The organism is uncultured Bacteroides sp., from assembly GCF_949298305.1.
GTDB lineage: Bacteria > Bacteroidota > Bacteroidia > Bacteroidales > Bacteroidaceae > Bacteroides.
On the sequence record NZ_CASFWU010000067.1, the window covers coordinates 1 to 16,056 of the forward strand.

Consider the following 16,056-nt stretch of genomic DNA (forward strand, 5'->3'; position numbering starts at 1 on the left):
GCTTAAGCGTATATTTTGTCATCATGGCATCAAAAAACTTGCAGAATTCATCTGCCATACAAAATAATTCTATAACTTTGCTTTCGGTGATCATAGCGATTATTGTTTGTAAATCTTTGTAATTCAGCACTATAAAGATACAACAATTTTCGCTAATCACCAATTTTACAACTACTTATAATTCATCGAACTCACGTTAATTAGCTTAAAAATCCGAAGTAAATCATTCAAACCGTCGGTCCGCCCGGCATCTGTCTGCCCGCCATAGGCTGGCAGCCCCGAAGCCAACACGGCCGCTCCTGCCCTTTCAGGAGTCTTTCCATCATTTCCATTTACATGAAATCCATTAAAAACCGTACGCCTGCTTGCGGACAGCCTTGTAGTCCGCCTCTGCCAGAAAGACAATCTTGGCAAATTCGCTGAAGTCATACGAATGGCAGTTGATGGTCAGCAACGCTCCTTCACTGTTGCACGGAGCCCCTGCCGCCACCACTTGTCCGGGGCTATACTCCGCCTTCAGCCGGGCGTTGCTATAATTGCTGCTGAAGGGATTCATCTCTCCCAACGTAATCAGATGGTCGTCTGCCTTCATCAGGGCATAGTAGAGACGGGTGTTCCGCAATGAATATTCGCCGTCCGCACAGTCTCCGGCAGATTCGCGCACCGTAATGTCACGCTTGGGAGTTACTGTAATGCGTACCTGGAAAGAGCCCGTTCCCGAACCGCCCTGGTAGTCGGCTATCCGGGCTCCCGTCACTTTCAGGTCGGGATATACGTCGCCCGTACACAGGATTTCGCGTCCCACCAGCTTCTTCCCTTCCTCGACAGCTTTCCGGCTGGTCTCGGCCACATACTCATTATACTCCGCCAACTTCTTCTGATAACGTTCCACATCGCGTTCTTCACGCAGTTCCTTGTCCAGTTTCTCCTTTTTCTGGGCCATCTCTACAAAATACGTGGACACCCTGCCCAACGGAGCATCGTCTCCGCCCGAAGACCCCGTCCCGGAACCTCCACACGATACGAGAAATACAAAAGCCACACAAACGGCCGACATCACCTGGCCTGCAAAAAATACTTTTTTCATAATGCTTGAATATTTATTAACTGTTAGGTTTCCCTCTGAAAATTGTCCCCCCACGGATTTCCTTAAAACAGGACAAAAGGCATACATACCGCCCCTGGGGGAACGGACTCATTGCAAAGAAATAAGAATCCGACAAACACGGCATCACTAAAATCAGTGATTTTTCTGCCCGAAGGAATGGTGCAAACAGGTATTCGCCCGTTTTTTCAGCAGCATGCCACTTCGGCCGGCCCTTCATTCCCCTCTTCCGCCAGCATACCGCCCGCAAAGAAGCATTCGCGGCAGATGCAGGCGGCACATGAAAACATGTGACAAAAGACGGCAGGTGACATCACCCCGATTAAGGGGTGCGGAAAAAGGTTGGGACGGAAACGTACGGACAGAAAGGAACAGACCTGCCACGAGGCTTGGCGGAAGAAATGCGAAAAGAGGAAAAGAGGGAACTATTTCCCCGCCGGAGGATGCTTGCACGGTGTGCGGACAATGCTTGCATGGTGCGTGGACGATGCCTGCATGGTGCACGGACGATGCTTGCATGGCCTAAGCACTGATTATCAACAAAAAAAGAACGGGCCTTGCGGAAGCATGACCCATTCTTTATCATAAGTTCGGATGTACCGGATGACCGGCAGGCAAGACTGCCACAACAAGGCGTGGCATATTCACAGACGCCCCCGTTCCTCCAGATAGGAGTCCTTGAAGCCCAGGAAGTAGAGCACACCGTCGAGGCCGATGGTGTTGATGGACTGCTTGGCGTTGGCCACCACACGGGGCTTGGCGTGGAAGGCGATGCCCAGGCCGGCCTCGGCAAGCATGGGCAGGTCGTTGGCTCCGTCGCCCACGGCAATGGTCTGCGCCAGGTTCACGTGCTCCACCTGCGCGATGAGCTTCAGCAGCTCGGCCTTGCGTCGTCCGTCCACAATCTCGCCCACATAACGGCCCGTCAGCTTGCCGTCCTCAATCTCCAGTTCGTTGGCATACACATAGTCTATGTCATACTTGTTCTTCAGGTAGTTGCCGAAGTAAGTGAATCCGCCCGAAAGGATGGCAATCTTGTAGCCGTACTGCTTCAGTACGAACATCAGGCGGTCCACCCCTTCGGTGATGGGCAGGTTGCGGGCGATGTCCTCCATGACGGAGACATCCAGCCCCTTCAGCAGGGCCACCCGCTCGGTGAAGCTCTCCTTGAAGTCAATCTCTCCGCGCATGGCCCGCTCGGTGATGGCGCGCACCTTCTCGCCCACCCCGGCCCGTTCGGCCAGTTCGTCTATCACCTCCGTCTCTATCAGGGTAGAGTCCATGTCGAAGCAGATGAGCCTTCGCATGCGGCGGTACATGTTGTCCAGCTGGAAGGAGAAGTCCATCTCCAGCTCTCCGGAGAGTTTCAGCAGTTCGGACTGCATGGCGGCACGGTCCTTGGGAGTGCCACGCACGGAAAACTCAATGCAGGCCCGAATGCTTTCCCTGCGCTCGTCCAGGGGGATGCGGCCCGTCAGTCGCTTGATGGCGTCAATGTTCAGGCCCTGTTCGGCCAGCACGGAAGTCACTGCCTGAATCTGCAAGGCAGACAGCTTCCGCCCCAGCAAGGTAAGGATGTAACGGTTCTTGCCCTGCATGCTCACCCACTCCTCGTACTCGTCTTTCTTGACGGGATAGAAGCGGATGTTCACTCCCAGTTCGGAAGCCTTGAAGAGCAGGTCCTTCATCACATAGCCGGAATACTCGCCGGCCACACGAATCAGAATGCCCAAGGTCAAGGTGCTGTGAATGTCGGCCTGGCCGATGTCCAATATCGTCACGTCGTAACGTGCCAGTACTCCCATGATGGACGAGGTCAGTCCCGTACGGTCTTCCCCCGTAATGCGTATCAGAATCAGTTCTGTATTCGAAGAATCCATAATATATAGCAGTAATTAAAATTTCACAAACTCTTATCATATCTGAAATAAGCCTCACAAAGATATCAAAATCTGAAGCGAACTTTTGCTTATCAAGAAAACAAGTAGAATTGTTTAGGAGAAACAGATTTTGATAAATAGGAAACAAACTTATCCCATGCGACAGCACTTACTCCCACATTTTCTTTCCTTATATGCCCAATTATATTCAACCAATCTATTCGCATTAGTAAATCCTTATTCACAACACGTTTGGAATCGAGAAAAAGTAATGAGCGCATAAAAGATTGCACTTCAGGACAATTTAAAATCCGTTGTGCAACCAACGCATTCTCATACTCATCAAAGCCCAAAGAATAACAAGTATCATCCAACATTACAGGTTTTCCATTTATCGGCTTCACCAAAGAAAAATGGACATGCTTATAAAGGCCTGAAACAACAACCTTATATTTCTTGAATGAATAGTCACCTATACCAAAAAGACAAAAACGTGGACGCTTATGATAAATGCTGCTGCCCCTTTCATCTAAAAAAGCAGCATGTTCCATCAAATACTGATAAGTTTTAGGACAAGCTTTTGCCAGCCACTTTGTATCATCAGAAGGCGTTTTTTGGGTTATAATGACGTATTTGCGGGTGGAAGTAAGCACATCATTGGTAATATCCGAACTTTTAAGTAACGGATAGACCCTTTCCTCCTCAATATCAACGACCTGACCAAGTCCGTTTAAATATCTACCCTTATCCAATACCAACTCCATAATCTTTGCACAATCATGCTTCACTCCCGACCACCATGTCAAAGTAGACTTACCATCCATATAGCGGTGTTGATTATACGCATGGGTATCCGCAACAAAACAATTATCCACCCATCCATATTCCTGCACCAATCGCAAACTATAAAAATCTCTCACCTGGCACCTGAGTGAAATCTTCTCTCCCAAATTCATGCACAAAAGAGAAGCAGCAACAGAGACATTAAACTCTTTCTTTGCATCAATATTATATTGTTCAATAACGTTTATAGGAAAACGTACACGACGCTGTTCATAAACTATATTCTTTGCTACTGAATTCTTTACCAACAATGCAAGATTTGCTTTTTCTCCAATCAGGAAATCAATCATCTGTAAACAGATATATTCAGCAATATCAAAATTTCCCTTACCCGTTATGGCATCTAATCCTTTTTTTTTCTTAAAGTTCGTTTTAGGAGGCAGATTATCACTATGTTTCTCCCCTAACGTACTGTTTGTTACCCACGGTGGATTTCCAACAACCAGCACTTCACGGCTATTAATAAGTTTTTTAATGGAAGCAAAATCAAAATCGAAGACATTTTGATGATACAAATTAATCTTTATTTTTCGAGCTGAAGGATTATCTAGAAAATATTGAAGAATACTCAACTTCAAACAATCCAAGTAAGGTTTGTAGATTTCAATGCCATAAATTTCTTCTATACTATCAAATGTCTGCAAAGCAGCCAATATAAAATGTCCTTTTCCACACGTGGGTTCTATCAAAACTCGTGGAGAAACACCCTGTTTCTTCATCAATCGACAAATTGCCAACGCCAAATCCATATTTGTTTGCCAATCGCCATACTCATCCTTTCTTTCTTGCAACAAACAATCATCCGACAAAATAGTACGAAAATCGTTTGTGCCATCAAAAAAACAAGAAATGCCACAGAACTCCTCCATACGTACATTCGCCAATGCTAATGAAAGATGGCTAACCGAATCCAAACAACTATTTACCGTCATATTTCACAATACTAGTAATACCTTGAACTTCCTCATCCAGCCCGACAATCCTACCATATTGGAGCCGCCATTGTAATGCGTTTGATATAGTTAAATAACCAACTTTAGGAGGATTCTTCAAAATATCCCGCGACAAATTAAACAGGGTCACATCATCAGCTGGTATCTTATGATCAGAAAGGAAAGCAAATACATCATCTACATTACCCTTATTATTAATAATACTCAACAAACCGGTTGTAGTCCGATAATCTGCGGTACGATCTGCTTCAATAAAAGTACACGACACAAACTCCAACATACCTTTTCTCTGCACCTTATCATCTTCTTTCCTATAAACAAAAACTATCAAATTGTACCCCAAAGCATATATTTTCTGTTTACTATCCTTATAGGGACAACTCGACTGAGGTTGTCTAATAGAAGTAACCTTGATATCAGTATTTACAGAAGGTAAATCTAAACCATTAGCAGAGTTACCAATAGTCATTTCATAATGTTTGGCCAAAAATTCTTTAAACAAGTGCTCCACAAAAGTACCAACAGCCTTTCCATCCGTCACCCCAAACAGTTCCGTACGATATATTCCACTCTGGCTGCTACAAAAATCTTTTGCTTCCTTAATCAACTGTTCTATATCTAATCTTTTTTTCATAAGTATCAAAAAAAATACAATGCGAAGATACAAAATATCTCTGTAATTACTAACAAAAGACCTTGAACATCTTTAGTTTTCCAAGCCTCAATACATATACAAACAAAAAAGCCAATCCTCGTTTTTTTCTTACTTAAGCCCGATTGCCAAATTTAACTACTGCTATCTGTCGATTTATTAGATTATTCCAGCTAATTTACCTATTTTTGCGGCTGCTTATGAAAAGAATTGTACTGACATATATATTCCTGTCTTTGTTCGGCTTGCTGGGCGTACAGGCCCAGAACACGCTGATGAACAGCAACAGAGACCAGTTTGGCAACCAGATTGACCCTTCAACCCAACCGGACAATCTGGAAGACAGTACCCATACAGAGATAGAAAGCCTTCCGCCCAAGCTCTACATGTGGCGCTTGAGCGAAAAGCTGGGCGACCGCATCATGACTCCGGCAGACACAGCCTCGCTCAATTTCCAGAACACCAACCTGGTAGAAGGCATGTACGGACATTACAACTATTTGGGCAATCTGGGTTCTCCCCGCCAGTCGCGCCTGTTCTTCGAGCGCGGCCCGCAAGAGCCCACCATCTTTCTGGAACCCTTTTCCAGCTTCTTCTTCCGTCCGGACCAGCTGTACTTTACCAACAGCAACATCCCGTACACCAACCTGACCTACTACAAGGCAGGAAACAAGGTGAACGGTGAGGAACGGTTCAAGTCCTATTTCTCGGTCAACGTCAACAAGCGGCTGGCCTTCGGCTTCAATTTCGACTATCTGTACGGACGAGGCTACTACGCCAACCAGTCCACAGCCCACTTCAACGCCGGCATCTTCGGCAGCTACATCGGCGAAAGATACCAGCTGCACGCCATGTACAACAATTTCTTCCTGAAGATGAACGAAAACGGCGGTATCACCGACGACAACTACATCACCCGCCCCGAAGAGATAGACGACCCGGGCGGCACCCAGTACATACCGACACACATGGAGGGCACATCGAACCGCAACCATAACTTCTACGTCTACATGACCCAGCGCTACCGCCTGGGCTTCAACCGCGAGACCGTGAGCATCCAGAAAAAGGAAGGTGTCACCCCTCAGGCTGCCACTGCGGGCGACAGCATCCCCCCCGTAGCCCAGGATACCATCATCACAGAAGAATTTGTGCCCGTCACCAGCTTCATCCATACCCTGAAGGTGGAACGCTCCAGCCATCGCTTCCGTGCAAACACCGAAAGCGAAGACATGTATTCCAACACCTACTACCAGGCAGGCGCCAGCAACGACTCCACCGTGGCCCTCAGCGTAAAGAACACCCTCGGCATTGCCTTGCTGGAAGGTTTCAACAAATACGCCAAAGCCGGGCTCACCGCTTACATCTCCCACCAGTTCAGCCGCTACGACCTGATGGGAGCCCCTTCCGAAGACAAGCCGCTTCCCATTGAACGTTATACCGAGCAGGAAGTGTTCGTGGGAGGCGAACTGGCCAAACGCGAGGGAAAGACGCTGCACTATCAAATAGACGGCGAAGTGGGCATCCTGGACAAAGCCCTGGGACAGTTCCGCGTTCATGGCAACATGGACCTCAACTTCCGTCTCTGGAACGACACGGTCAACCTCTATGCCCGCGGCTCCGTCACCAACACGCTGCCCTCGTTCTACATGCGCCACTATCACTCCAACCACTTCTACTGGGACAACGACAACCTGAACAAGGAGTTCCGCACACGGGTGGAAGGCGAACTGAACATCGAACGCTGGAAGACCAACCTGCGCGTGGGCGTGGAAAACGTGAAGAACTATACCTATTTCAACGAATATGCCCTGCCCACACAAGAGAGCGGCAACATACAGGTACTGGACGCCACACTGAAACAGGACTTCCAGCTGGGCATCTTCCACCTGGACAACGAAGTGACCTGGCAGCAGTCAAGCAACGAGCGGGTACTTCCCCTGCCCAAGCTGTCACTCTACCACAACCTCTATCTGCTGACCAAGCTGGCCAAAAAGGTGCTGACGGTACAGCTGGGAGCAGATGTGCGCTACTTTACCGAATACGATGCCCCTACCTATACGCCTGCCATCCAGCAGTTCAACCTGCAGAACCCGGAATCGACAGTCAAGATAGGAGGCTACCCGATTGTGAACGTCTATGCCAACCTGCACCTCAAGCGTACACGCATCTTTGTCATGATGTACCACGTCAACGCCGGCATGGGCAACCGCAACGCCTTCCTGGTTCCGCACTACCCCATCAACCAGCGTCTGCTCAAGATTGGCGTATCGTGGAACTTCTACGACTAACCCCCATTCTCCCGTTAACCGTCTCTACCCATGAAAAGAAACCGATTGCTGAAGTACATCCTGCTGGGAGTCATTGCCGCGCTGGCCGCCACCTTCCTGCTGCCCAAACAGGAACAGGACACCCCGCAAAGAACGACACGCGACTATGCGGAAATCAAGAAAGAAGGCATCATCCGTGCCGCCATGGAGTATAACTCAATCAGCTTCTATATAGACGGAGACACCGTATCGGGCTTCCACTACGAACTGATAGAGGCTTTTGCGCGCGACCACGGTCTGAAGGTCGACATCATTCCCGAGATGAGTTTCGACAAGCGGATGCAGGAACTGGCCGAAGGCAAGTGCGACATCATGGCCTACGGCATCCTGGCCACCAGCGAACTGAAGGACTCATTGCTGCTCACCCGTCCCATCATTCTGAACAAGGACGTACTGGTGCAACGCAAGCCCCAGGGGAAAGAAGAAGACAGCCTGTTCGTCAAAAGCCAGCTGAACCTGGCCGGCAAGACCGTCCATGTAGTCAAGAGTTCTCCCTCCATCCTGCGCATCCACAACCTGGCCAACGAGATAGGCGATACCATCCATATCAAGGAAATAGAGAAATACGGTCCCGAGCAACTCATAGCCCTGGTTGCGCACGGCGACATCGACTACGCCGTCTGCAACGAACGCATTGCCCGCATTGCAGCCGAGAGCCTGCCACAAATCGACATTTCCACCGCCATCAGCTTCACCCAGTTCTACTCCTGGGGAGTAAGCAAGCAGTCACCCGTTCTGCTGGACAGCCTGAACACCTGGCTGGAGCGTTTCATGAAGACCAAAACCTACCGGAAAATCCACCGGAAGTATTATCCGGATTGAAGCCATACGGAGACATTTCTCAGACCTGGGCCTTCCCCGTCCGTGCCTCCGCAGCCGGGGTACGGAAGCCTGTTTGCCAATCCTCTTCCCTACCCTGCCGGCCTGCCTCCGTTTGCACCGTACGCCCCTGCAAACGGAGGCAGGCCGCAGGACACTTCACCGCAAAAAAAAAGAAGGTATCCATGCCGTTTTAAGGGCTTTGGATACCTTCCTTCTGATTATTAAAAGTCAACGGGGTGCTTACCAGGCCCAGTCGTTGACATTGCAAGCGCTTTCAACTTCATCCTCTATCACATCGGGCAGGTTACAGAAGAAGTCCAGGCCCGTGTTCTGCTCCAGTTCGTCGATGCTGACGGCACAGGCTTTCATCTGGTCGGCAGTCGGTTTCTTGGGCAAGTCTTCCCTGTGCTCTACCCAGAAGCCGATGGCCTGATACGTATTGCCTTTCTGAGAAAGGATGGCCATGAAATAATACTTCGGACAAGCCAGGCCTTTCGGCGTAAAGCCGTTGGCATCGGTAGTCGGGAATTTGCCATCCGCAGCGGCTACGGCCCCCTTGAAGTCAATCAGGAGGTTGTCCACCGTACCACCCTTAGTGATATACAGTTTGTCGTACACATCCGATACGCAGGAATATCCCCATTGTTGCACCTGTTCTTCCAGTCCCTGCCAGAAGCCCTGATTGAAAGAAGAGAATTGCGGAGAGATATTCGTGTAATAGAAGGTCTGCCAGTTGGCCTCTTCCGAATAGGCACGGTCGTAGGAAGCACACAAATGTCCCTTATCGTAGCCGTCACTCTTGTGGTTGGCTTCTTCCGGTTGCTTGATTCCTTCGGGCAGATCCGGATCCTGCGCCCAGGCATCATCGGGAGCACGCTGCACATTCTTCTGCGCCGTAACCTTGTCAAAGCTGAAAGCCACCCATGCGGCATGTTGCTTTTCCTCATTCCATTCCAAAGCATAATTCAGAATTTGTTCACCACCTGACTCAACAAAGTGGGCAGCATACTGGTTGGCAGCATTCAGATAAGGAATCTCGTACGACGTTACCGATACATTGTCGCCCACAGCCACATTGGCATTTTCGTTTTCGCTAAAGTCGCGGTCTTTGGAGCTGTCAACGATATATTCCAAAGCCACATTATTCCCCTGGATATAGGCCACTCTCAGTTTCAGGAAAGTATATTTGGTTGTACCCTTGTAACGTGCCCAGTAGTTTTTCCCTTCCACTACTTCGGCAGTTTCCTGCCAGGCATTGTCGGCCGGAACCCCGGTCATGCTTTCCAACGAACCTTCGCCAGCCTGTACAAAGCGCCAGGCACTACCCGTAAACTTCTGGTCCTGTATGTAGAAAGGCTTGCTGAATTCATCTGTCTGGAAGACGCTGAAGCCCTCGTTGCTATTGGCATATCCCTTCAATACAACAGTGGAAGAACCCTGTTGCGTGGTTTCAATGTAACCATTGGCAGGCACGTTGGAGTCGTCATCACATCCGATAAAGCACAATCCAAGTGCCAGGACGAACATTAAAGATAATTTCTTCATCAAAATAGAGTTTTTATTAGTAAAATCAAACTGTATGACTGACAAAAAAAGGAGTTAGAGGAGCCAGGCTCCAGTAACTCCTCCTTTATATGTTCAGCCTGCGTCTTATTCCTTAATTGAAATATTCTTGATTTCAATGGTAGGAGCAGCGGCCGTAGTACTCTTATAGTGGAAAGCAAGACGGATCTTCTGACCCACAAAGTGCGACAGGCTGACAGGCTCGATGGTGCTGAAATCCCAGCTGGTACCTGCAGGCCATCCCGTTATTTCCAGGGTCTCCCATGTGGCAGCCGTAGCATCACCGGAGAAATTGGTAGAAATCTTTGCATTCAGGAAATCCTTCAGGTCATTACCCTCCAAGAAATTGATGGCAATATCAAATACCATGGTCGGAGCGACAGCCTTGGTCAAGTCTATTTCCGGAGAAATCAACCAGCTTTCAGCCTCCTGATTGCCACTTGCATATCCGGAGCCTTTCCAACCGTATGAATTGTCAAGTTTCCAAACATACGACAGGCTGGAGAGCTCGATATCCTGCGTCGTAAATCCTCCGCTCTCGCCATTGAGCAAGGTAGACTCCAGATAAACACGGGCTTCAACCCACTCGCCACCACTCTTCTGGAAGGTGATGATGCTGGCCGAAGCCACCGTAGTCTGTGTCCATGCAGCACCGTCGTACTTAAATTCGGTTGCTGCTATGGCACCGTCGCTATTGGAATTGTAGACAACTGCTACTACATCGTCGGGCTTGGCATAAGGATAAGTGTGCTGCAAGTAAACCGGCAACGTTTCAGCAGGCTTGCTGACGTAAGAGTAACCCATCTGGGTATAGTCGGCAGGCTGCAGGACAGCGATGTCGGCAGCATCGGTAGAATACTTGCTCCAGGACTGTGAAGAAGCATTGTAGCGGTAAACGGCAGAAGCATTCGGCTCAACCGAAGCACGGGTCATGGCCAAAGCAGCCAGACGCGTAGCCGTAGCCTCTTCCACCTTGACAGCCATGGTATTGACATAACGACTACCGCTTACACCAATGGTATAGCCGGTTACGATGACCTTCTTGCCATTCAAAGACGGGTCAACCATCCCATCGGGCACGTATGAAATGCTGCCGACAGCGGTCTCGGCACCGTCAACAGTTACATTATAATAGTAGCCGTCTATTTCCAATGTTCCTTCGTATGCCACATAAGCCACATACGGCAGCTCCAGATAAGCATCCATATCGGCACCTGTCAAAGAACGTGCTGCCGGATATTTAAAGGTGGTTCCGCCAACGGTTTCAACCACACTATTGTTGCCGAACTGCATAAACCCTGCATAGCTGGAAGTCGTACCGGATACCGTTACGATGTCTCCCACCTTATTTTCAGTAGCCTTGTTCAGATAAACCAGAATGGAACCGGTTCCGTCATTGAGCAGGAAGCCGCGTCCATAAACGGCAGCCACCGTTCCTTTGGCCTTGTAGTCGCCGGCAGCCGACAAAGAAACGACTCCGACCGGCGTATATTCAGATTCACTGCCCGACAGTACGACAGAAGTAGCCATCATGTTGACATACTTGCTGGAACTGCCTATCAGGTATCCGGTCACTGTTACAACCTGACCATTCAATTCCTCGCCAATCATGCCGGCTACCGGGTAAGAGATGGAACCCTGATGTTCGGCTCCTTCAACCTCCAGGTTGTAATAATTACCGGAGATAACCAGTTTGCCGGTAATCGAAACGTACTTCACAACGGCATTGCTGATCCATGCGTCCATTTCGGCGCCGCTCATGTTCACAGCGGTCGGATAAGCGAACTCCGTACTACGCCCCACCAATGCGATTTCAGCATTCTGGGTAAACTGTGCGAAACCGGAATACTGGGAAGTTTCACCCGAAACGGTCACCACATCACCAATGGAGTAATTGGACGGATTGTTCAGATAAACCAGAATGGAACCCGTCTTGTCGCCCAGCAGGAAGCCACGGTCGTAAGTGGCCAGCACCTCGCCTTTGGCCTTATAGCTGCCCGTTCCGCCGGCTATGATTTCGGCAATGTCATTGTAGGATTCTTCCACGCCGCCGCCTTCGCCGCCGAAGCTCGGTTCAGTAGCCGAGTAGGCATAGTTGACCACGCGCATGGCGCCATCGGCCGGATTGGAGATGCTCTCTTTCAGAATCGAGGAAATCTTGCTGACCGTAGAAGGCGAGAGGAAAGACACATTCACCCCTTCTCCCCAGGCAATCCTGTAGTCATCGCTGGACAGGTCGTAAGCCGTGATGCCGTTGAAGTCCTTCAAGTATGCGGGCAGGTTCTCAAAGTTGTTATAATAGACCGTAACCTTCGAGTTATCGTCCAGATAAGGGAATTTGCCGGCAATGAAAGCAGGCAGATACCATGCAGCCGGTGCATCTTCCGTGAAATACTTATTGGTACCGACAGCAGTCAGGGCAGCCTCATAAGTTTTTCCTTCCGGATCTTTGGACAATGCTATTTCCTTGTTCGTGCTGTTACTGGCTATGGCAGCATAATCAGAATCGGCAAGACGGAGGGTATCGTTCCGCACGTCGGTAGGACGAGTCATCTCGTCGAGTCCAGCAAAGTTATCTTCATTGTAATCGCAGGCGCCCAATGCGAGCAACGATGCTATTACCGGAATTATATATTTTCTTTTCATAAAATCGACCAACTTTTAGAGATTAAAAATTAAGTTTCAGTCTCACACTGTATGTACGTCCCCAAGCATAGAATACTCTGGCATCCTCCCAAGTATGGGAAGCGCCATCAATGGCATCCGTGATGTACTCCTGGTTGAAGACATTGTCTATATTCCCATAAAGGGTAGCATTGAGATTACCGATTTTGAAACGGTATCTTGCACTCAGGTCAAATACACAGGCATCGGGCATCTTCCACGGGTCATCGTAAGATTTCTCACCGTTGGCAACCAAATCGCTCGAATTGAATGACCATTCGGCATAATTGCGTCCATAGTAGTTCCAGTCGAGACCCACACTCAGGTCTTTGGTAATCTTGGCATCCAGACCTAAAGCGGCGGTTGTCTGTGCAGAGTTACCTACTTTCGTATCATTCAAATGAATGGTCATCGAAGCATGGTCTGCCGCCTGAATGCCCGAAGCATGTTCAATCACGCCTTCGCTTGTCCAGCTCTTTACAGGCTGGCCGGTCGAATCATAGAAATAACCTTTGGCATCGCAGTTCCAGCGCCAGTAACCCATGGAGAACATACCGCGGACATCCAGCCAAGTGAACGGTTTGGCAACCAGATCCACTTCGACACCCTGGTGAATGGCGTTGACACCACTCATGTTAATGCTGATGCGGTCAACGAACTCACCGTCACGGTTCTTCAAATCGATACCACGGCTCATCGTCTTGTTCATCCACTTCGTGTGATAGAGGTTCAGGTTGGCAGTCAGATACTTCGAGCGGAATCCATAACCCAATTCGGCCGAGAATACTTTTTCGTTCACAGCGTCCGGGTTGGTCAGGTTACTGGTGGTAGACTGCAGGAAAGCGCCACCCGAGAAGAAAGGAGCACGGCTGATGTAACCGATGTTGGCAAACACGTTGTGATTGTCCGTCAGGTTATAGTTCAAACCGCCCTTGGCAGTCCATCCCAGGAAGTTCACGGTCTTGGACTTGGCATGCTCGGCATCATAGTAGAAACGGTCGTAACGCCAATAGCCCGTATTCGAAATAGAACCGGCCACAAAAGCGCTCAGTTTGTCTTTATTATATTCAGCCTGGGCAAACACACCCTCCTGTACGGTATAGCCGTCGTAGTCACGATAAACCACATCGCCAATCTGCAGCTTCTGGTTCACGAAAGCAGCACCTGCGGCCGCAGCGGCATTGTTGGCAACCAATACGTTCTGACGGGAAGACGAGTCAATATAATAGTCGCCACCGTAGAGGTCGCACAGTTCATTGGTATGCACACCTTTATAATAGCGGAAGTCAACGCCGCCATAGAAATCCACATATTCACCGAATTTTGTGGTATAGGTAGAAAGCAAACCAATCCATGTGTGCTTGTTATAAGACTTGGACATGGCCATTTTCGAACCCGTATCGCTTTCCTGGTTCAGCTTATAAATTTCGTCGTAGGCAAAAGTACCGTCTTCGTGACGGAAGGTTGTATTCAGCGTACCGTAGGAAGCTCCATACCAGTTGCTTCTATCAGAAGATGTAAAGCCCTGTCCGGCATATCCATAACCGTTTCCGATGGATGCGTACAGAGCGGTACTCAAAGAAGAGTTGCGGTTAATCTGCCACAAGTGGTTCAAAGAAAGCTGCGGCTTGTGGTAAGCATTGCGGGCAGAAGTCTTTCTCTCACCGTTCAAGCCATATCCGTAGGTAGGATTGTACTTGTAAGGGCTGTCACCGTTCATGTATTTCTTGGCAACCGTCTGCCAGCCTTCGATGGTCAGACCGTCGTTGTTGTTACGCTGGTTGTGCCACTGGGGAGCACCGAAAGCGGTAAATGAAATCTGATGATTGTCATTGATACGCTTGGCCACATTGATAAACCAGTTATAAGACTCATATTCCGTACCTTGGATATATCCGTCGGCCCATGTCTTGGCACCCAGCAGGGTCAATGCCCAACCCGACTTGCTCATACCCGTCGATACATTGAACATGATTTTATTGTAACCGTCATTTCCCATCGCATAAGAGATGGAGCCGCCCTTCTTCGCTTCTACAGAGTTGGTCACAATATTGATGGAACCACCCACTGAAGGAGCAGAAACCTTGGAAGCGCCCAAACCACGCTGGGTCTGCATGCTGCGTGTCACGTCAGAAAGTCCGGCCCAGTTCGACCAATAGATACCGCCCCACTCCATATCGTTCATGGGCACACCGTTGATCATGACCGCAATGTTTTCCGACTCAAAACCACGCATATTGATACGCGAATCGCCGAAACCGCCACCCTGTTTCGTAGCATATACACCGGGAGTGGATTTCAGGATTTCCGGAAATTCCTTCGTTCCCAACTTTTCTTCAATGAATACCGGCTCTACGGTCGACACGGCTACCGGTGTCTTTCGTGCGATAGCCACCGATGAAGTAACCACCACGTCATTCAGCAGCACTGCATCCGGTTGCATCTTGACTACTCCCAAATCCACCGTTCCGCTCTTCTGGCTAATTTTCTTGGTCAAGTCCTTGTAACCGACATACTTGAACAGAAGCGTGGAATTGGGAGCCACATTCTGCTTGAAATAGCCGTCAATGTCGCTCACCGACCCTTGTGAAGTACCTTCTACCATAACGGCAGCCCCCACCAAAGGTTCACCTGTTTCCGAATCAACAAGTTGACCCTTCACCGTGATTTGGGCCCATGCTACGGAGCTAAATGCCGAAAGCACAGCCACTAACAGGAAATGAATTAGATTCTTTCTCATAAATCCGTTTTTAATAAATGTGTTAATTAAACATTAATTTATGTTGCATCACGCAAAGATAATGAATATAATCCATATAAATATTACATCCGCGCTACATTTTTTCAGAATGAGAAAGACTTTTTTAACCTGTATTCACCTCCATACAGGCAACCGAAGCAGAAAGTCTTTGAAGAGCAGCACATGAACCCTGACGTTCAGCAGGATTGCGAAGAAAGGTACGGGCACAAAAAAAGGAGGGAGCGTCAAGACAAAAGTGTCTGAAGCTCTCCTCCTTCCGGAAGGTTGTTCTCCCCCGATAACGGGGGGAGGTAAAAGGGGGTGAGTTCCTGAAGGGGAATACATCAATCATTGACACACAAAATGTCGTAAAGACCTACCACCCCGCCCGTTGGGCAGAAGGTGTGTCAAAACTAAGTGATGGTATCTGACTCAAGGTGTGTCAAATTAAGGAGCTGCTTTCCTTTAGGCACGGATTACACGGAAATTCACGGATTATTATTCTTC

9 protein-coding genes and 1 pseudogene are annotated in these 16,056 nt (G+C 48.9%); 2 read left to right on the forward strand and 8 right to left on the reverse strand.

Annotated elements, in window-relative coordinates; genetic code table 11:
- From Q1Y74_RS09860 to Q1Y74_RS09880, 5 genes and pseudogenes are all read right to left on the reverse strand, one after another.
- Nucleotides 1-130: pseudogene (locus Q1Y74_RS09860) on the reverse strand (IS982 family transposase); the annotation flags it as partial.
- A 216-nt stretch (nt 131-346) separates the two neighbouring features.
- Nucleotides 347-1,087, reverse strand: coding sequence for a hypothetical protein (locus Q1Y74_RS09865; RefSeq protein ID WP_300814112.1), 741 nt, complete (start codon nt 1,085-1,087; stop codon nt 347-349).
- A gap of 662 nt (nt 1,088-1,749) precedes the next feature.
- Nucleotides 1,750-2,985 (reverse strand): phosphoserine phosphatase SerB, encoded by a 1,236-nt coding sequence (gene serB / locus Q1Y74_RS09870; protein ID WP_300814113.1) that lies wholly within the window; start codon nt 2,983-2,985, stop codon nt 1,750-1,752.
- A 92-nt stretch (nt 2,986-3,077) separates the two neighbouring features.
- Nucleotides 3,078-4,760: an SAM-dependent methyltransferase gene (locus Q1Y74_RS09875; protein ID WP_300814115.1), complete on the reverse strand. Its 1,683-nt coding sequence runs from the start codon at nt 4,758-4,760 to the stop codon at nt 3,078-3,080.
- On the reverse strand, nt 4,747-5,415 hold the full coding sequence (locus Q1Y74_RS09880; protein ID WP_300814116.1) for a restriction endonuclease: 669 nt from the start codon (nt 5,413-5,415) through the stop codon (nt 4,747-4,749). The genes Q1Y74_RS09875 and Q1Y74_RS09880 overlap by 14 nt, the downstream gene beginning before the upstream one ends.
- Nucleotides 5,416-5,633: 218 nt before the next feature.
- On the opposite strand from Q1Y74_RS09880, the gene Q1Y74_RS09885 reads away from it, so the two are divergent.
- Entirely contained in the window at nt 5,634-7,721 is a 2,088-nt protein-coding gene (locus tag Q1Y74_RS09885) for a putative porin (RefSeq protein WP_300814117.1), read from the forward strand.
- Between the two features lie 30 nt (nt 7,722-7,751).
- Entirely contained in the window at nt 7,752-8,582 is an 831-nt protein-coding gene (locus Q1Y74_RS09890; protein WP_300814118.1) for a transporter substrate-binding domain-containing protein, read from the forward strand.
- A gap of 240 nt (nt 8,583-8,822) precedes the next feature.
- On the opposite strand, the gene Q1Y74_RS09895 is transcribed toward Q1Y74_RS09890, so the two are convergent.
- The 3 genes from Q1Y74_RS09895 to Q1Y74_RS09905 form a co-directional block, all read right to left on the reverse strand.
- Entirely contained in the window at nt 8,823-10,127 is a 1,305-nt protein-coding gene (locus Q1Y74_RS09895) for a DNA/RNA non-specific endonuclease (RefSeq protein WP_300814119.1), read from the reverse strand.
- A gap of 105 nt (nt 10,128-10,232) precedes the next feature.
- The gene (locus tag Q1Y74_RS09900; RefSeq protein ID WP_300814120.1) at nt 10,233-12,791 is read right to left on the reverse strand and encodes a choice-of-anchor J domain-containing protein; all 2,559 of its coding nucleotides are present in this window, start codon (nt 12,789-12,791) and stop codon (nt 10,233-10,235) included.
- Nucleotides 12,792-12,813: 22 nt separating this feature from the next.
- Entirely contained in the window at nt 12,814-15,549 is a 2,736-nt protein-coding gene (locus tag Q1Y74_RS09905) for a TonB-dependent receptor (RefSeq protein WP_300814121.1), read from the reverse strand.
- Nucleotides 15,550-16,056 lie beyond the last annotated feature (507 nt).

Bases quoted from the DNA above. Each gene is read 5' to 3' on its own strand.
- Q1Y74_RS09865 (WP_300814112.1), bottom strand. From the start codon at position 1,087: ATGAAAAAAGTATTTTTTGCAGGCCAGGTGATGTCGGCCGTTTGTGTG.
- serB (WP_300814113.1), bottom strand. From the start codon at position 2,985: ATGGATTCTTCGAATACAGAACTGATTCTGATACGCATTACGGGGGAA.
- Q1Y74_RS09875 (WP_300814115.1), bottom strand. From the start codon at position 4,760: ATGACGGTAAATAGTTGTTTGGATTCGGTTAGCCATCTTTCATTAGCA.
- Q1Y74_RS09880 (WP_300814116.1), bottom strand. From the start codon at position 5,415: ATGAAAAAAAGATTAGATATAGAACAGTTGATTAAGGAAGCAAAAGAT.
- Q1Y74_RS09885 (WP_300814117.1), top strand. From the start codon at position 5,634: ATGAAAAGAATTGTACTGACATATATATTCCTGTCTTTGTTCGGCTTG.
- Q1Y74_RS09890 (WP_300814118.1), top strand. From the start codon at position 7,752: ATGAAAAGAAACCGATTGCTGAAGTACATCCTGCTGGGAGTCATTGCC.
- Q1Y74_RS09895 (WP_300814119.1), bottom strand. From the start codon at position 10,127: ATGAAGAAATTATCTTTAATGTTCGTCCTGGCACTTGGATTGTGCTTT.
- Q1Y74_RS09900 (WP_300814120.1), bottom strand. From the start codon at position 12,791: ATGAAAAGAAAATATATAATTCCGGTAATAGCATCGTTGCTCGCATTG.
- Q1Y74_RS09905 (WP_300814121.1), bottom strand. From the start codon at position 15,549: ATGAGAAAGAATCTAATTCATTTCCTGTTAGTGGCTGTGCTTTCGGCA.